The sequence below is a fragment of the Seohaeicola sp. genome (genome assembly GCF_048006315.1).
Classification (GTDB): Bacteria; Pseudomonadota; Alphaproteobacteria; order Rhodobacterales; family Rhodobacteraceae; genus Seohaeicola.
The window spans coordinates 398,675-415,844 of the sequence record NZ_CP180350.1 but is presented as its reverse complement, the minus strand read 5'-3'; the positions used below and the strand labels follow the sequence as shown (position 1 = coordinate 415,844).

17 protein-coding genes are annotated in these 17,170 nt (G+C 65.0%); 7 read left to right on the top strand and 10 right to left on the bottom strand.

Annotated features, from left to right (window positions below):
* Positions 1-19: 19 nt before the first annotated feature.
* The 4 genes from ACMUJL_RS02155 to ACMUJL_RS02140 form a co-directional block, all read right to left on the bottom strand.
* On the bottom strand, positions 20-466 hold the full coding sequence (locus tag ACMUJL_RS02155) for a GNAT family N-acetyltransferase (RefSeq protein WP_068294920.1): 447 nt from the start codon (positions 464-466) through the stop codon (positions 20-22).
* The gene (locus tag ACMUJL_RS02150; protein WP_375574038.1) at positions 463-1,404 is read right to left on the bottom strand and encodes a nucleoside hydrolase; all 942 of its coding nucleotides are present in this window, start codon (positions 1,402-1,404) and stop codon (positions 463-465) included. The genes ACMUJL_RS02155 and ACMUJL_RS02150 overlap by 4 nt, the downstream gene beginning before the upstream one ends.
* 179 nt (positions 1,405-1,583) lie before the next feature.
* The gene (locus ACMUJL_RS02145) at positions 1,584-2,039 is read right to left on the bottom strand and encodes an adenylyltransferase/cytidyltransferase family protein (protein ID WP_068294924.1); all 456 of its coding nucleotides are present in this window, start codon (positions 2,037-2,039) and stop codon (positions 1,584-1,586) included.
* Positions 2,032-2,976 (bottom strand): LicD family protein, encoded by a 945-nt coding sequence (locus tag ACMUJL_RS02140; RefSeq protein ID WP_375570781.1) that lies wholly within the window; start codon positions 2,974-2,976, stop codon positions 2,032-2,034. Before ACMUJL_RS02140 ends, ACMUJL_RS02145 begins: the two co-directional genes overlap by 8 nt.
* Before the next feature lie 498 nt (positions 2,977-3,474).
* Here ACMUJL_RS02140 and ACMUJL_RS02135 point away from each other — a divergent pair, with 498 nt between their 5' ends.
* Positions 3,475-4,149, top strand: a complete 675-nt coding sequence (locus ACMUJL_RS02135; protein WP_068294928.1) for a class I SAM-dependent methyltransferase — start codon at positions 3,475-3,477, stop codon at positions 4,147-4,149.
* Positions 4,150-4,229: 80 nt separating this feature from the next.
* On the opposite strand, the gene ACMUJL_RS02130 is transcribed toward ACMUJL_RS02135, so the two are convergent.
* Together ACMUJL_RS02130 and mazG are read right to left on the bottom strand one after the other, a co-directional pair.
* On the bottom strand, positions 4,230-5,243 hold the full coding sequence (locus tag ACMUJL_RS02130; RefSeq protein WP_068294932.1) for a Fe(3+) ABC transporter substrate-binding protein: 1,014 nt from the start codon (positions 5,241-5,243) through the stop codon (positions 4,230-4,232).
* A 117-nt stretch (positions 5,244-5,360) separates the two neighbouring features.
* Positions 5,361-6,185: a nucleoside triphosphate pyrophosphohydrolase gene (mazG, locus tag ACMUJL_RS02125; RefSeq protein ID WP_375570784.1), complete on the bottom strand. Its 825-nt coding sequence runs from the start codon at positions 6,183-6,185 to the stop codon at positions 5,361-5,363.
* Between the two features lie 63 nt (positions 6,186-6,248).
* Between mazG and ACMUJL_RS02120 the strand changes: the two genes are divergently transcribed.
* The 6 genes from ACMUJL_RS02120 to ACMUJL_RS02095 all read left to right on the top strand — a co-directional run bounded on the left by ACMUJL_RS02120 (position 6,249) and on the right by ACMUJL_RS02095 (position 11,761).
* Complete coding sequence (locus ACMUJL_RS02120) at positions 6,249-7,415, top strand: M20 aminoacylase family protein (RefSeq protein WP_375570786.1); 1,167 nt, start codon at positions 6,249-6,251, stop codon at positions 7,413-7,415.
* Positions 7,416-7,466: 51 nt separating this feature from the next.
* Positions 7,467-8,426, top strand: coding sequence for an agmatinase (gene speB, locus ACMUJL_RS02115; protein WP_068294940.1), 960 nt, complete (start codon positions 7,467-7,469; stop codon positions 8,424-8,426).
* A 34-nt stretch (positions 8,427-8,460) separates the two neighbouring features.
* The gene (locus ACMUJL_RS02110; protein WP_375570788.1) at positions 8,461-8,871 is read left to right on the top strand and encodes a DUF1499 domain-containing protein; all 411 of its coding nucleotides are present in this window, start codon (positions 8,461-8,463) and stop codon (positions 8,869-8,871) included.
* A 31-nt stretch (positions 8,872-8,902) separates the two neighbouring features.
* Positions 8,903-9,952 (top strand): peptide chain release factor 1, encoded by a 1,050-nt coding sequence (gene prfA, locus ACMUJL_RS02105; protein WP_416914099.1) that lies wholly within the window; start codon positions 8,903-8,905, stop codon positions 9,950-9,952.
* Positions 9,949-10,815 carry a peptide chain release factor N(5)-glutamine methyltransferase gene (gene prmC / locus ACMUJL_RS02100; protein ID WP_375570790.1) on the top strand — a complete coding sequence of 289 codons (867 nt, stop codon included), beginning with the start codon at positions 9,949-9,951 and terminating at the stop codon, positions 10,813-10,815. Before prfA ends, prmC begins: the two co-directional genes overlap by 4 nt.
* 205 nt (positions 10,816-11,020) lie before the next feature.
* Positions 11,021-11,761 carry a DUF4167 domain-containing protein gene (locus ACMUJL_RS02095; protein WP_375570792.1) on the top strand — a complete coding sequence of 247 codons (741 nt, stop codon included), beginning with the start codon at positions 11,021-11,023 and terminating at the stop codon, positions 11,759-11,761.
* 92 nt (positions 11,762-11,853) lie between these two features.
* Here ACMUJL_RS02095 and rsmA read toward each other — a convergent pair whose 3' ends face one another.
* Genes rsmA through ACMUJL_RS02075 form a run of 4 tightly spaced genes read right to left on the bottom strand, consistent with a single transcriptional unit; the run spans position 11,854 to position 17,143 of the window.
* The gene (gene rsmA, locus ACMUJL_RS02090; protein ID WP_416914435.1) at positions 11,854-12,672 is read right to left on the bottom strand and encodes a 16S rRNA (adenine(1518)-N(6)/adenine(1519)-N(6))-dimethyltransferase RsmA; all 819 of its coding nucleotides are present in this window, start codon (positions 12,670-12,672) and stop codon (positions 11,854-11,856) included.
* Positions 12,673-12,720: 48 nt separating this feature from the next.
* A complete protein-coding gene (gene pdxA / locus ACMUJL_RS02085; protein ID WP_416914098.1) occupies positions 12,721-13,695 on the bottom strand; it encodes a 4-hydroxythreonine-4-phosphate dehydrogenase PdxA in 975 nt (324 codons plus the stop codon).
* Positions 13,692-14,951: a peptidylprolyl isomerase gene (locus tag ACMUJL_RS02080; protein WP_082896443.1), complete on the bottom strand. Its 1,260-nt coding sequence runs from the start codon at positions 14,949-14,951 to the stop codon at positions 13,692-13,694. Before ACMUJL_RS02080 ends, pdxA begins: the two co-directional genes overlap by 4 nt.
* Positions 14,951-17,143 (bottom strand): LPS-assembly protein LptD, encoded by a 2,193-nt coding sequence (locus ACMUJL_RS02075; RefSeq protein WP_375570796.1) that lies wholly within the window; start codon positions 17,141-17,143, stop codon positions 14,951-14,953. Before ACMUJL_RS02075 ends, ACMUJL_RS02080 begins: the two co-directional genes overlap by 1 nt.
* Positions 17,144-17,170: the final 27 nt, after the last annotated feature.

Genomic DNA, 17,170 nt, shown 5'->3' with positions numbered 1-17,170 from the left:
TAGGGCAGGGCGCAGGGGGTTACAGCACCCGCGACATGAACATCGTATGATCGCGCGGGGCAAAGCGCGCACGGGCATAGAAGGCCTGGGTGCGGGTATCGTCGCGCGCCACCTCAAGATGCAGGGCGCGCATGCCGCTGGCCCCCAGGGCCTTGGCGATGCCGTTCAGCGCCTCGAACCCCATGCCGCGCCCGCGCACGGCGGGGCGCACGAAGATCTCGTCCACGACCCCGTCCAGCCCGCCATACTCCACCGACCAGCCGAAAGAGATCACCACATAGCCCACGGGCGCGCGGCGCGGCCCGATCAGCCAGACCGCGCCATGGGGCGATCCGTCCAGCAGGGGGGCCATGGCGCGCGTGTGATGCGCGGTGTCGGTGTCATATCCCATCTCGGCATGGAAGGCGGCGACAAGCGGCAGGATGCGGTCCAGGTCCTCGGGTGTGGCAAGGTGCAACAGGCTCATAGGCGGGCCAGCCTTTCGGTCAGCAGGGCAAAGAAGCCGTCCGCGTCCACATCACCCATGAACAGGGCATTCGGCGCGCGTGTCGTGACGCGCCACCAGTCGGCCACTGTCATGCCCATGGTCAGTTCGGACCGGGTTTCGATCTCGACATTGACATGCCGCCCGGTGAACAGGTCAGGCCGGATCAGCCAGGCGGTGACGCATGGGTCATGCAGGGGCGCACCGAGCGAGCCGTATTTTTCCTTGTCGAACCGTTCGAAGAACTCGGTCATCTGGGCCACGGCCACGCCCACGGGCGTGCCGAGCGCGCGGAACCGGTCGTTGCGTTCGGCGGTCACCAGCACCTTGTGCGTGACGTCCAGCGGCATGACGACCAGCGGCACACCGGCGCGGAACACGATCCGTGCCGCCTGCGGGTCCACGTAAATGTTGAATTCGGCCGCCGGCGTGATGTTGCCCACCTGGAAATAGGCACCCCCCATCAGCACGATCTGGCGGATGCGCGGGATGATGTCGGGGGCCTTTTCCATCGCCATGGCGATATTGGTCAGGGGGCCAAGAGGGCAGAGCGTGACACTTCCCGATGGTTCCGCGCGCAGCGTGTCGATGATGAAATCCACCGCGTGCCGGTCCTGCAGGGGCATCTGCGGATCGGGCAGAACCGGGCCGTCCAGCCCGCTTTTTCCGTGCACATGTTCCGCCGTCACCAGATCACGGCCCAGCGGGCGGTCGCATCCGGCAAAGACGCGGATATCGGGCCGACCCGCCAGTTCGCAGATCATGCGCGCATTGCGCTGCGTCAGCGCAAGCGGCACGTTCCCCGCAACGGCGGTGATCCCCAGAACCTCGATCTCTTCGGGGCTGGCCAGCGCCAGCAGGATGGCCACGGCATCATCCTGTCCGGGATCCGTGTCGATGATGATCTTCTGCGGGGAGATCTGCAGGGTCATGGCCCGTCCTTGATGCGCGGCGCCTCGCAGCACCTGTCCTTGTCAATGGCGCCCGATGCCCGGCCATGCCGGGAAGGGCCCTTCCACTGCCATGTATGGAAGCAAGCGCGCCGGACCGCAATCCATCAGGGCGCCCGCGACGCCCCGATGATGCGCACAGGCGGGGATCAGCCAGTCATTTTCTGACCGGCGTCGGGCACGATCAGATGCATGGTCTGGATCAGTTCCTTGAGCTTGGTGGTCGAGATGTTCTCGGTGCGGGGCAGGTAAAGCACATCGCAATGCTGCCGCAGGTCGTCGAACTTGCCTTCCCAGTCGTCGCCCATCGCAAACAGATCCACCCCGTAGGTGGCGATATCCTTGGGTTTCTGTTCCCAGCAGGTTTCTGGAATGACCATGTCCACGTATTGGCAGGCTTCCAGCACCTCGACCCGGTGGGCATAGGGGATCGCGGTGCGCTTGCCCTTGAGCGTGTTGAACTCGTCGGTCGAGCAGGCAACGATCAGCCTGTCGCCCAGGTCCGCCAGCCGTCGCAGCAGGCGCACATGGCCCACATGGAACAGATCGAAAGTGCCATAGGTCAGGATCGTGCGACCGCCTGTCTTCGTTTTCTCGTTACGCATTGTCACTACCTTTGTCGTTGCTGCCAAGAGCATCCATGAAAGACCTGAAACGTCGGTTTGCGCGGGTCCAGGGAAATGCAAAACCGGGATCGGGCGCGCGCCACCCTTCGCCGTAGTTCACCGCCAACATGTCCTCGGCCCTGGCGGGGATGGGCAGGCCGGTCACCGCGCAGCGCGCCAGCGGCATCAGCGCATCGCCGGGCAAGTCGCCGCAGGTATGCGGATAGACATGCAGACGCCCATCGGCGATCCAGGCCGGGAACAGGTCGATATTGTAGACACCGCCCGACTGCAGCTTGAACACGCCGGGGTTCGGCCCTTGCTCGCGCGACAGAAGCCCCGCCTCCTTGAGGCGCAGAAAGGTGTCCTGCCAGGCGCGCGCGGCACTGTTCTGGCTGTCGGCCTCAAGCAGCACGGCCAGATCCACATCGTCGTCATGGGCGATCAGGCTCTTGTCGCGCACCACACCCAGAAGGGTGCCCGAATTCAGAAAGACCGGCCCGATGACAGCCTGCACCTTGTCCAGCATCGCCCCGACATCGGCCCATATGCTGTCGTGATCCTGGTTGTGAAAGCTCTGCGGGAAATAGATGCCCTCAAGGGAATGGCCACGCGCACCCGCCGCTTTCAGAAGGTCCGTGAACTGCTCGAACGCATGCATCTGCGCCGCGGCCAGACGTTTCTTGTAAAGCCTGTAAAGGGCCTTTTGGGCCCGGCGCGGGCGTTTGCCCGCCCCGATGACCAGCATGATGAACGCCTCGAGGTAATCGGTCGAAAAGGCCTCGCCCCGTTGATCGGCAAAGCCCTCAAGCTCCTTGGCCAGAGCGCCGCCGCTGAACCCCGCGCGGGGCAGAACCAGTTGCGCCAGCGCGATGTCGCGGATCTCTCCGACGCGCGCGTCGATCTGCCTGTCAGGCGACACATCCATCTTGTTCATCGTCCTGTTCCGCACCTTTACTCCTGGCACATCAGTCACCTTGACACCGACCGGTGAAGAAATCGCGGCAAGCGATGAAAATCTTGCCGGCAGACACCCTGCAGGACTTTCACGCATGAACCCGGCCTGCAGAACAGGCCGTGCGATCACACGCGCTGCGGCCCTGCAGAACCCGCGCAAGGCGGCGATTCATGCCCCCTCGCGCGTTCGCAAAGCGAACTGTCACATGCCGTCTGATATACCATACTGCCCGATCTTTAGATTTTTTCAGATAACTATGAGGCAAAATCCGGCGCGGCGACACCATTAATTTCCTCTGTACCAGGCAAGGCGGATCTTGGGGGGCATGTGTTGCACGGGGGCCGCGCTTGGCCGTGCAGGCGCGGACTGGCCCGTCGCAGGGCCTGCATCACGATTGACCGGGGGGACAACAGGCCATAGGCATGGCGTCGGGCAGGGTGCCCGTTCAAGTTCTTTGCAAAGTCCTGGGGGTGTTTCATGGATAATCGTCGGCTGGCCACTGTCCTGAAGCGCGTCTTCTCGCCCTACAAACTGAGCGTCTACAAGCTGCTGCGCGAGCGCGCGATCGCGGACTCGGCCAGCTATGCCGAACAGCACCTGACCACGGCCATGATCTTTGCCAAGGATGAAGAGCTGTGGAACTACGCAGCCTCTGCCGCTCGCATCGAAGGGGGCGCGATCCTTGAATTTGGCGTGTTCAAGGGCCGCTCGATCAACCATTTTGCCGGGCTTTTCCCCGATGACACCCTGCACGGCTTTGACAGTTTCGAAGGTCTGGCCGAGGACTGGACCGGCTACCACCTGCCCAAGGGGACCTTCAACCTGGATGGAAACCTGCCGCCGGTGAAAGAGAACGTGACCCTGCACAAGGGATGGTTCGACAAGACCCTGCCCGCGTTTCTGAAGACCAAGCCCAAGCAGATCCGCATGTGCCACATCGACTGCGACACCTATGAAAGCAGCCTTTACGTGCTGCAGAATGTGGCGCCGCTACTGGTCAAGGGCAGTATCGTCGTCTTTGACGAATATTACGGCTATCCGAACTGGCGCTTTGGCGAGTTCCGCGCCTGGGCCGAGGTCTGCGCCGAAAAGGGCCTCAGCTACAAATACATCGCCTTCTCGGACATGCAGGTCGCCGTCGAGATCCAGTGACTTCGGCCCCCGGCCGGGCAGCCTGAATGCGAAAGGGGCAGCCCTTGGGCCGCCCCTTTGCAGTTTTCGGATCTGCCTGATCAGCCGTCGAAATCCACGGTTTCGGTCAGGCGCAGCGCCGCGCCGCGCAGCTTGGCCAGGTCCATCAGGTTCACGTCATCGGCCGTGAAATCCCCCCAGCTTTTCACCAGCGCATCAGGCTCGATCCCCGGTGCGATCGGGTATTCGGCGTTCGCCTCGGCATAGATCTGCTGCGCTGCGGGCGAGGTCAGGAACTCCATCATCTTCAACGCATTGTCGCGGTTCGGCGCGGCCTTGGTCATCGCCACGCCCGAGATGTTCACATGGGTGCCGCCATTCTCGAAGGTCGGGAAGACGATGTCGACGGAATTGGCCCATTCCTGCTGTTCGGGATCGGCCAGCATCTGCGCCATGTAATAGGTGTTGCCCAGGCTGATATCGCATTCCCCGGCCCAGATCGCGCGGACCTGCGCGCGGTCATTGCCTTCGGGCTTGCGCGCAAGATTCGCCTTGAGCCCTTCAAGCCATGTCTTCGCAGCCTCTTCGCCGTGGTGGTGGATCACCGCCGAGGTCAGGCCCAGCGTATATGAATTGGTGCCCGAGCGGGTGCAGATGCGCCCCTTCCACTTGGGGTCCGTCAGATCCTCGTAGGTGGTCACCTCGCCTTCGGCCACACGGTCCTTCGAGGCATAGATGATCCGTGCGCGGGTCGTCAGGCCCCACCAGTGACCATCGGGATCGTGGTAGATGTCGGGCACATTGGCGCGCAGGATCTCGCTGTCGACGGGTTGGGTCAGCCCCGCCTCGACGACTTCGGCCAGGCGCGAGATGTCCACGGTCAGCACCAGATCGGCGGGCGACCGGTCGCCTTCCGCGGTCAGGCGCTCGACCATGCCCTTGTCCAGGAAGGCCACGTTCACCGTAATGCCGGTTTCGGCGGTGAAGGCATCCGTCAGCGGCTTGATCAGTTCTGGCTGGCGGTAGGAATAGACATTCACCTCCTGGGCAAAGGCGGGCAGGGCCAGCGACATGGCTGTCGCGCTCAGCAGGGCGGTGGTCAGGTGTCGGGTCATAACATCCTCGTTGGGGCAGTGTTTCGATGCGCCCTGTAAACTTGAGTTTTTTTGTCGGGTCAATACCTGAATGAAATAGTCGGAAAAATTTCGCCAACAATCATTCAAGCACGGATCCTATCCCGAACGCGCCTTGTCCTTGTGCCTGGCCTCGTTCCACAGCGCGTCCATTTCCGCCAGATCGGATTGCGCGGGGGATGATCCTTTTGCCGCAAGCCTCTGTTCTATATGTTCAAAGCGCCTTACGAACTTGGCGTTCGCGCCGCGCAGCGCAGCCTCGGGGTCGATGTCCAGATGCCGGGCAAGGTTGGCCATCACGAACAGCAGGTCACCGAATTCCTCTTCGATCTCGGTTTGCGACAGGGTATCGCGGGCCTCTGTCAACTCGGTCGCCTCTTCGACGATCTTGTCCAGAACCTGGGTGATATCGGGCCAGTCGAAGCCCACGCGCGCCGCCCGTTTCTGCAGTTTGACGGCCCGCAACAGGGCGGGCAGGCCCACGGCGACGCCATCCAGAACGCCGCCCTGCGCGGATGCGGCGCGTTCGGCCGCCTTGATCCTCTCCCAATCGCGGGTTTGCTGTTCGGCGGATTTGTCGCGGTTTTCATCCCCGAAGACATGCGGATGCCGTGCCACCATCTTGTCGGACACGCGCCGCGTCACGCTGTCAAAGGTGAACAGCCCCGCCTCATCGGCCATCTGGCTGTGATAGACCACCTGCAACAGCAGATCGCCCAATTCGCCCTCAAGCTCGGGCCAGTCCTGCCGTTCGATCGCATCGGCCACCTCATAGGCTTCCTCGATCGTGTAGGGGGCGATGGTCGTGAAATCCTGTTCGATATCCCAGGGGCAGCCGGTTTCGGGGTCGCGCAGGCGCTGCATGATCCGTAAAAGCCGGGGCAAGCCCCCGTTCGCGTCATGGATCAAGCTGTCATCGGTCATTGCGGCGGCTCCGGATTTCAGGTTTGGTGCAACCGTGACCGCAACCGCCAAAGGAGTCCAGAGATGGCCGTGATCAACCGTATCGCCGGATTTGCCGAAGACATGACCGGTTGGCGGCGCCATCTTCACCAGCATCCCGAACTGGGCTTCGATTGCGTGAAGACAGCAGCCTATGTAGTTGAAAGGCTGAAAGAGTTCGGAATTACCGATATTCACGAGGGCATCGCCAGGACCGGGGTTGTCGCGATCATCGAAGGTCAGGGGCCGGGTCCCGTGATCGGGTTGCGCGCCGATATGGATGCCCTGCCCATCGCCGAGGAAACCGGCGTTGACCATGCCTCGAACGTGCCGGGCGTGATGCATGCCTGCGGCCATGACGGGCACACGACGATGCTGCTTGGAGCGGCGCGCTACCTGGCCGAGACTCGGAATTTCGCGGGCAAGGTCGCCCTGATCTTCCAGCCGGCCGAGGAAAACGGCGGCGGCGGCGGCGTGATGGTCGAGGAAGGCGTGATGGATCGTTTCGGAATCGACGAGGTCTATGCTCTGCACAACGCCCCCGGTTTTCCCGAGGGTGCGTTCTATACCACGCCCGGGCCGATCATGGCGGCGGTCGATACATTTCACATCAATATCAGGGGTTTGGGCGGTCATGGTGCGATGCCGCATGCCACCCGCGATCCGGTGGTCGCGGCTGTGGGTATCGTGCAGGCGATCCAGACGATCAGCAGCCGCAACCACTATGCGCTGGACGATCTGGTGATCTCGGTCACCCAGATCCACACCGGCAGCGCCGAGAATATCGTGCCCGAAACCGCCTATGTGGGCGGCACGGTGCGCACCTTCGACAAGGCCGTGCAGGCCATGGTGATGGACCGCATGCAGGCCATCGTGTCGGGTCAGGCCGCGGCCTACGGGGTCGAGGCGGATCTGGATTACGAGGTCTGGTATCCTGCCACCGTCAATGATCCGGCCCGCGCGGCCTTTGCCGCCGGGGTGGCGGCGGAAGTCGTGGGCGAGAACCTGGTAACCCCCGAAGCCGGGCGCGAAATGGGCGCCGAGGATTTCGCCTACATGCTGGAAGCCCGCCCCGGCGCCTATCTGTTCCTGGGCCAGGGCGAAAGCGCGGGCCTGCACCAGGCCGGGTATGATTTCAACGATGCGATAGCCCCGATCGGGGCCTCGTTCTTTGCAAGGCTGGTCGAACGGGCGGCCCCCCTGAAGACCTGAGCCGCGCCGCCGCAAGCGCGGTTTCAACCGACATCTGGATGGAGTGCAGCAATGGCGCTGGAAGATGCCAAGACACAAGTAGATCAAGCCTTTACGCGCGACAGTTTGCGCGGCCTCAGCTTCGAGAACGCCTTTGGCGGGGCCACGTCATTCCTGCGCCGCCGCTACACGAAGGACCTGACCGGCGTCGATCTGGTGGTCACGGGCGTGCCCTTCGATCAATCCGTGACCCATCGCCCCGGCACCCGCTTCGGCCCCCGCGCCATCCGCGAGGCCAGCTGCCTGCAACCCTATGACCCGCCCTATGGCTGGGGCTATGACCCGCTGGGGCAATTCAGCATCGTCGATTACGGTGATCTGGCCTTCGACTATGCCCGCGTCAGCGACTTCCCTGAGGCCGTGCGCCAGCATTTCCGCACCATCCTTGCGGCGGGACCCGGTACCGTCATGCTGGGGGGCGATCATTATTGCACCCTGCCGATCCTGCAGGCCTATGCCGAGAAATTCGGCCCCCTGTCGGTGATCCAGTTCGATGCCCATTCCGACCTCTGGGCCGATGACGACATGTCCCGCATCGACCATGGCACCTTCATGTACAAGGCCGTGAAATCCGGGATCGTGGATGCCTCCCGCTCGGTCCAGATCGGGATTCGGACCGAATGCGATGACTATCTGGGCATGGAATACATCGATGCCCGCCGCGTTCACGAGGAAGGCCCCGCCGCTGTGGTCGCCCGTGTGCGCGAGGTGGTGGGGGATCATCCCGTCTACCTGACCTTCGATATCGACGCGCTGGACCCGGCCTTTGCGCCGGGCACTGGCACGCCTGTCTGGGGGGGCTTGCACAGCTGGCAGGCCGCCGCGATCCTGCGCGATCTGGCGGGCATCAACCTTGTGGGCGGCGATGTGGTCGAGGTGTCGCCCCCCTATGATACAACGGGGGCGACCGCCGTGGCCGGGGCCCATGTCGCGATGGAACTGATCGCGCTCTGGGGCTGGACCCGGCGTTGATCCGACGATCCCGAGGTGAGGAAAGGGTGATGTGATGAAACTGCTGTCTCTGGTTCTTCTGGCGGTGCTGGGCTTTGGCCTCTGGGTGCGGCTGGCGCCGTCTGATCCCGCGCGCTGGCATGTGTCGGTGGGCGATGCCGGAAACCGCGATTTCGCGGGCGCGGTGGTGCGCAGCATTCCCGCAGGGCCGGGCGATATGTCGCGACTGGACCGGATCATCCGCGACACCCCGCGCACGGTCGTTCTGGCCGGCACGCCCGAAGAGGGGATGGTCACCTACATCACCCGCTCGCGTCTTTGGGGGTTTCCCGACTACACCACGGTCGAGGCGCAGCCCGGCGCGATCGTTATTCATGGGCGGCTGCGCTTCGGGTCGTCCGATCTTGGCGTGAACCGCGCGCGGGTCGAGGGATGGCTGGCCGCGCTTGCGGCGGGGCGCTCTTGACCGCCAGACGGCTTTCGGCAAGAGAAGCGGGATGATTTCAGCGGACAAACTCGACCAGATCACCCAGCGCTTCCAGTTTCTCGAGGCGAAGATGGCGCAGGGTGGCGGCGACATCGCGGCCTTGGGGCGCGAATATGCCGAATTGCGCCCGGTCGTGGCGCAGATCGCGCTTTGGCGTCAACTGCGCGACGATCTGGCCGAAGCCGAGGCGATGCTGTCCGATCCCGAGATGCGCAGCCTCGCCGAGGAAGAGCTGCCGCAGCTGCGCGCCCGCCTGCCCGAGATCGAGCGCGCGCTGCAACTGGCGCTGCTGCCGCGCGACGCCGCCGATGCCCGCCCCGCAATGATCGAGATCCGCCCCGGCACGGGCGGCGACGAGGCAGCCCTGTTCGCCGCCGATCTTCTGCGCATGTACCAACGCCATGCCGAGGCGCGCGGCTGGTCCTTCCAGATCATCGAGTTGCAGGAAACGGAACTGGGCGGCATCCGCGAGGTCGTGGCCCGGATCGCGGGCGAGGGGGTCTTTGCCCGCCTCAAGTTCGAAAGCGGCGTGCACCGTGTGCAGCGCGTTCCCACCACGGAAAGCGGCGGGCGTATCCATACATCAGCCGCCACCGTCGCCGTCCTGCCCGAGGCCGAAGAGGTCGATGTGACCATCGATCCCAATGATATCCGCATCGACACGATGCGATCCTCAGGGGCGGGGGGGCAGCACGTGAACACCACCGATTCCGCCGTGCGCATCACCCATATTCCCAGCGGCATCGTGGTCACCAGTTCTGAAAAATCGCAGCATCGCAACCGCGAGATCGCGATGGGCGTCCTGCGTGCGCGGCTGTTCGACATGGAACGGCAGAAACTGGCCAATGCCCGCGCCGCCGACCGCAAAAGCCAGGTCGGCAGTGGCGACCGCAGCGAACGCATCCGCACCTATAATTTCCCGCAGGGCCGCATGACCGACCATCGCATCAACCTGACGCTCTACCGGCTGGACCAGATCATGCAGGGCGACCTTGACGAGGTGATCGACGCGCTGATCGCCGAACACCAGGCGGGTCTGCTGGCCGAGATGGAGGGATGAGCCAGACGGTCGATCAATCCCTGCGCGCAGCCGTGCAGGCCTTGACCGCCGCCGGCATCCCCGAGGCCGGTGCCGACGCGCGCCATCTTGTCGCCCATGCGCTGGGGGTGACGCGGGATCGCCTGATCCTGATGGGCCCCGATCCGATGCCGGGACCCGCGCAGGACAGTCTGGATGCGCTGCTGGCGCGCCGCATCGCCCGTGAACCTGTCGCGCGGATCATCGGGCAGCGCCTGTTCTGGGGTCGCAGCTTTGTCGTGACGCCCGATGTGCTTGACCCGCGCGCCGATACTGAAACGCTGATTGCCACGGCCCTTGAAGGTCAGGCGCCCGCGCGGCTGCTGGATCTGGGCACGGGCAGCGGGGCCATCGCGCTGACGTTGCTGGCCGAATGGCCGCAGGCGCGCGCCGTCGCGAGTGACATCAGCCCGGCCGCGCTGGCCGTGGCCGCACGTAACGCCGAGGCGCTGGGTGTCGCCGATCGGCTGGACCTTTCGCTCAGCGATTGGTTCGCGGCCGTTTCGGGGCGCTTTGACCTGATCCTCAGCAACCCGCCCTATATCGCAGCGGACGAGATCCCCGACCTTGCCCCCGAGGTGCTGCTGCATGATCCCGCCTTGGCCCTCAGCCCCGGCGGCGACGGGCTGGCGCCCTATCGCATCATCGCGGCGCAAGCCTCTGCCCATCTGACGCCCAAGGGACGCGTGATGGTCGAAATCGGCTGGACACAGGGCGATGTTGTCAGGGCGATCTTTGCAGCCGCAGGCTGGCGCGATCTGCGCCTGATCCGCGACATGGAAGGGCGCGACCGTGTCCTGAGCGCCCGGATCCCCGATGATCCGGCTGAAATGACGCGAAAATAGCGATAATTCGCCCAAGGCCGCAGCTTTCCTCTTGTCATGGGCGCGTGGTCATGTTTACTCAGTCCCAGTCGCGACGTAGGACGCAACCCATGCTGTCCCTCTCGACGCCAAGCCAAAAATAGCGTGGACCCGGTTTTTCAAGACAGAACGCATGAGGCGTGAAGCGGGTCGCACGAAGCCAAAAGACGAAGGCTGACAGCTACATATGAGATCTTCCAAATCCAGGTCGCGCAAGTCGGGCCGCAACAATGCCCCCAACCGCAGTGTCGGGAATATCATCAACCGGGTTTTCGACAGCTCGGGTCCCGAGGGCAAGGTCCGCGGCACGCCGCAACAGATCATTGACAAGTACAACCAGTTGGCGCGCGATGCCCAGCTTGGCAATGACCGCGTGGCGATGGAGAATTTCCAGCAGCATGCCGAACATTACCTGCGGCTTCTGGCCGAGGCGCAGCGCGAGATCGATCAGCGCCGCGAACAGCAGGAACGCGAGAATCGCGACCGCCAGTCCGAGCGGGATCAGCAGCAGGCGCAACAGGGGCAACGCGACCAGTCGCGCGATCAGGGCCGCGAACAAGGCCGGGATCAGGCGCGCGACCAGCGCGACCAGACCCGCGAGCGTCAGCCGCGCCAGGATCAGGATACCTCCGAACAACCCGCCGAACAGCGCCGCGACACGCGCCGGCAGGACCAAGCCGACCGGGACGAAGGGGCATCGCAGGATGTCCTGGACCTGGGCGGTGACAGCGGCCTGGTCGACACGCCAGAAAGCAAGTCCGAGCAGCCCGCCGCCAAGCCCGCCGGCCGTGCGCGTGGCGAATCCCGCCCCAAGGCGGAAGGCGACGACCAGCCCAAGCCGAAACCCCGCAGCCGTGCCCCCCGCAAGCCGCGCGAACCGCGCGCCGAGGGTGGCGAGACGCCGGGATCATCGGAAGCTGCCGAATAAGGCCGCTGAAACGCAGACATCAAAAAGGCGCGTCGCTCTGATCAGCGGCGCGCCTTTTGCTTTTGCAATGGTGCTGCGCCGCTCTGCGTCCCTCAGCGCGCGGCCTTGACCGACCGGGCCAGCGCGCAGAACTGTTCCAGCGCCACGGTCTCGGCCCGGTCTGTCGGCTTGATACCTGCCGCGATCAGGTGATCCTCGAGGTCGGGCACAAGGCCCTTGCAGGCGGCGCGCATCATCTTGCGCCGCTGGTTGAAGGCCATGGCGATCACCTGTTCCAGAACCTTCGGATCGGCCGGATAGCGCGGCGCGGGCAGGGCGGTCAGATGCACCACCGCACTGGACACCTTGGGCGGCGGGCTGAACGCTTCTGGCGGCAGGTTCAGCACGATCCGCGCCTCGCAGCGCCATTGCGCCAGCAGGGCAAGCCGACCATAGGCCTTGCCGCCCGGCTGGGCCACGATCCGTTCGGCCACCTCGCGCTGGAACATCAGGGTCAGGCTGTCCCAGAAGGGTGGCCATGCGGGCGGCGTCAGCCAGCGGATCAGCAACTCGGTGCCCACGTTATAGGGCAGGTTTGCCGCCACCCGGATCGGCGGGGTCAGATGCACCAGCGGATCCACCTCCAGCGCGTCGCCCAGGATCACCTGCAACCGGCCCGGATAGGCGGCGGCGATTTCCTCGAGCGCGGGGATGCAGCGGGGGTCCTTTTCGATGGCCAGCACCCGCCGCGCCCCTTCGGCCAGCAAGCCGCGCGTCAGCCCGCCGGGACCGGGCCCCACTTCCAGCACGTCACAGGCGCTCAGATCGCCCGCCTGGCGCGCGATCTTGGCGGTCAGGTTCAGGTCCAGCAGGAAATTCTGCCCCAGCGCCTTTTTCGCCGCGATGCCATGGGTCTCGATGACCTGGCGCAGGGGGGGAGGGTATCGATCCCGCTCATGTCTTCACCGTTCCGGAAATTGTCATTGCCCGGCCCGCGCCCGCGCCATCACATCCGCCATTTTCAGGGCCGCGATCAAGGATGACGGATCGGCCATGCCCCGGCCCGCGATATCGAAGGCTGTCCCGTGATCGGGCGAGGTGCGTATGAAGGGCAGGCCCAGCGTGACATTCACGCCACCCGCGAAATCCAGCGTCTTGATCGGGATCAGCGCCTGGTCGTGATACATGCAGATCGCCGCGTCATAACGCGCCCGCGCACCGGCATGAAACATGGTGTCGGCCGACATCGGCCCCGCAATATCCATCCCCTCGGCGCGCAGCGCGTCCAGCACGGGAATGATCATCTCGATCTCCTCGTGCCCCATCGCGCCGCCTTCGCCCGCATGGGGGTTCAGCCCCGCCACCGCAAGACGGGGGGCGGCCAGGCCGAAATCGCGCCTGAGGGCGGAATGGGTGATCAGGATCGTGTCGGTCAGAAGCGCCGCCGTCAGTGCCTGCGGCACTTCGGCCAGCGGGATATGGATCGTCACCGGCACCACGCGCAGCGCATCGCAGGCCAGCATCATCACCACCCGTTCGACGCCTGCAAGGGCTGCAAGGTATTCGGTATGCCCCGGATAGGCGAAATCGGCCCCGTCCTTGAGGGCCTTCTTGTGAATCGGGGCCGTGCAGATCGCCGAGGCCGCGCCGGATTGCACGAGTGCGACCCCGCGAGCGATCGCGTCGATCACGCCTTGCGCGTTGGCCGGATCCGGCTGTCCGGGCGTGGCGGGGGCCGCGAAGGGCAGGGCCAGTACCGGCAGGGCTGTGCGGCTGACATCCAGCGCCTGCGCCGGGGCCTCGATGATCTGCAGCGGTGTGCCCGCGGGCAGGTGCCGTGGATCACCGATCCAGAAAAACGGCAGACTGCCCTTGAGGGTCCGCCAGGCCGCAGCCGCGATCTCGGGGCCGATCCCGGCGGGTTCGCCGCAACTCAGCGCGATGGGGGCGGTCATTGGGGGATGATGCGCGCGTCGGATACAAGCTGCGCCAGGTAACCGCGGGCATAGGCCTCAAGCCGCTGGCTGCGCAGCTGGTTGGTCACCTGCTCGCGCGAGGCGTCTTCGGCCCCGGCCGCGGTGCGACCGCAGAGCATCAGCACCATCAGCGCCTCGCCGCCGTCGGCCGCAGGCCGCGTCAGGTTGGCCGAAATCTCGCCCCGGTCCAGCTTGGCCAGTTCCAGCGCCACATCACGCGGCAGATCTGCAGGCGTGCTGGCCAGGCGCTGCAGCACCTCTTCGGGCTGGCCCTTGGCCAATCCGTAAAGATCGTTGCAGGTATCCACGGTGGCGCGGATCTGCGCAACCTGGGCCAGGTTCGCCTCGGTTCGCCCGCCTTGCAGGAAATAGGCGGCATAGTCGATGGCCGAGAATTCGGGCGTGGTCACGCCGGTTTCCTGAATGCCGCGCAGCTGGAACAGGGCGATGGCCCCTTCCAGCGGGATCGGCTGCGTCACTTCGCCGACGGCAAGGCCCAGGATGACGGGGCGCAGCGGTTCGGGAAGGTTGGTCAGGGCCATCCAGTCAAGTCGGCCGCCATTGCTGCGGCTTTGCGTGGCCGAGACACGCGACGCTTCGGCCGAAAAGGCTGCGACCGAGGTGATCTGGCTGATCTCTTCGGCAAGCGCCTGCGCCTCTGCCGCCTGTTCGGGCGGGGCGGGCAGGATGATCTCGGACAAAAGCACACGTACGGTGCTGCCGCCGGTGATCGCCCCCAGCGCCTTGTCGATATCGGCCTCGCTGATGCGGACGCGCGACAGGAAGCGCGCGCGTACCAGTTCGCGCCAGCTGAGCGCCGAGACGATGAAATCGCGGAAGCTTTCTTCGGCCACGCCTGCGCCTGCGATGGCACTGATGAAGTCTTCGCGGCTCAGCTCTGCGCGGGCGGCGAATTCGGTCATGCCGTCAAGGATGCCCTGTTCGGTGACCTCGATCCCGCTGGCCTTCGCCTCGGCCACTTTCAGCCGATCCTCGATCAGCTGTTCGCGCGCCACCTTTTCCAGATCGCCGGGTGTGCGGAACACGCGCAGCAGGGCCATGCGCTGTTCGACCTCGTAACGGGTCACCACGGTGTCGTTGACGGTGACAACCGGGGCGAACAATCCCTGCGCCTGTCCCGCCGGTGCCAGACCGATCCACCCGCACAGGGCCAGAAGGGCTGCGATCGCGACGCGGGCGGCGGCAAGGGAATGGGGGCGTTTGGTCTTTGTCATCAAGGCGCGTTCCTGCAAGTCCGTGTATAGCTGTCATCGGCGGTGCCGACGCCAAATCCCCGGATGGCGACGGTCAAGCCGATATCCGTCGATGGCGCGACGATAGCCGATGAGGTGAAGCGGCGCGAGAGGGAAAGGTTCACATCCACGCATTCGTTTCGGTAGCGCAGCCCAACGCCGGCTTCGGCGGTCTTGTCGGCCACCACGTCATACCGCAGGTTTGCCGAACCCGTCCAGTGACGCGACAACCTGTAGCCGCCCTCGAATGACCATTCCGACTGGGTCTCGGTGCGGTCCTCATCCGCGTCGGCCCCCAGCCACACATAAGAGGCGGACAGGTTGTAGTCGGGCCGAAAGAGGGCCAGCCGCGCCTCGGCCTTGGACAGCGTCACCGCGTCGTCGAACAGGGTTCGCGCGCCCAGTGACAGACCGCTCGCTGTCTTGATCTGGCCTGCGACCAGAAGATCGGATGTCTGGCTGGACAAGCCCGAGCTGCTGCTGAAATCGCTGTCCACGGTGTCGCGCCAGACCTGGCCCAGGGTCAGCGTCGACTGCAGCCCATTCGGCGCAAGGCGCAGCCATTGCATCCCGTAGGCGGCCATCAGCCCGCGTTCGCGCCGGTCCGGTGCCGGAAAGCGCGACAGGCTCAGCAGGTTGCCCTCGTCGAATTCCACGCGCGTGCTTTCGTCATTGGGCAGATCGCGTCGACTGCCACCGGTCCATCCGATCATCGCCACCGGTTCCAGCAGATGACGCACCCCGTTGGACTCCTGCCGCATCAGCGGCCAGCGCAGCGTGACCGAGGTCTGCGGCACGACTTCGGTCAGATCGCCGTCGAACGTGTCATCCTGCAGCGTGCGGAACCCGTCCACCGCAAGGCCGCCGCGAAAGGCCGCCTGCACGCCATAGGCCAGCGACCAGTTGCGCAGCCAGAACATCTCGGCGGTGACCCGGCTGATGTCGCGACCGATGCCGTCCGTGGGGTCGTCCGAGGACCGGTAGCGCGAAATCGCCTCAAGCCCCATCCGCACCTCGCCGCCAAGGCGCGCGGGAAAGAACCGCCGCTCATAGGTCAGTTCCCCGATGATCGTGGGCAGTGTGCTGTTGCTTTCCGAAGCGCGCAGCGTCTCGTAGCTGGTCAGGCTGACATTCGAATATTCGTCGCGCCGGGTGCGGGTGATCGCGATCGCGCTGTCCAGACGTTCCTTTTCGGAATAGTCGTAATCCAGCAGATAGGCTTCGTCGCTTGTCATCTCGAAGTCGAAAATCAACTGGTAGTCGCGGGGCAGGTAAAACCGCCCCTGACCGAACAGGTAGCCGCGTCGCCCGCCCGGCCCGATGGTGTCGTCCGAGACCGCGCCGTTCAGCTCGATATCCCCGTTCCGGAAGGCCTGGCGGTACCGCAGTTCCAGGGTCCGGGTCTTGGGTGACAGGTAGGGCGTGATCGTCAGGTCACGATGATCGCCCAGCGTCACGAAATAGGGCGCCTTCACCCCCAAACCCAGCAAGGAGGTCTGGCGCAGCTGCGGGATCAGGAAACCCGTGGCGCGGTCCTGTGTGGGGTCCGGCAGGCGCAGACGTGGAAACCACAGCACCGGCACATCCAGCACCCGCAGCTGTGCATTCTCGAAGTAAAGCTGTTTTTCCTGCTGGTCATGGATGACCCGTTTGGCCCTGATCTGCCAGAGCGGCGGCGTGCCGTCATCGCAGATACGGCAGGCGGTGGCCGCGGCCTGGTAAAGCTGCGTATAACGCCCGCCGACCCGGTCGATCCGGTTGGCGGCAAGCTGCACCTGCTGATCCAGCACCATGCGTGCACCGCGCAGCAGCCCGTTCTCGAGGCTTGCATCCAGATCGCCGCTATCGGCCAGGACCACGATCCTGTCGCCCTCGATCACGGTGATCGGACCTTCCAGTGTCAGCCGGTCGGCCGTGCGGTCATAGATCACCCGCGTCGCCTTGAGCCGGGTGGCGCCTGACAGCGCCTCGACATTGCCCTCCGCGATCAGCCGGTCACGCCCTTCCAGCCGCAGACTGTCGGCGACCAGCGTGGCGGGGGCGCCGGTGACGGCCGTGTCAAGGCTCTGCGCCTGCAGCGGCGCGGGCTGAAACTGTGTCAGCACCAGGGCCGATCCCGCCAGCAACAGCGCCGCCAGACGCAGCACGCGGCCAGCCAAGTCGCGGCCAGTCATATCGCGGCCTGTCAAACCGGGCGCGCG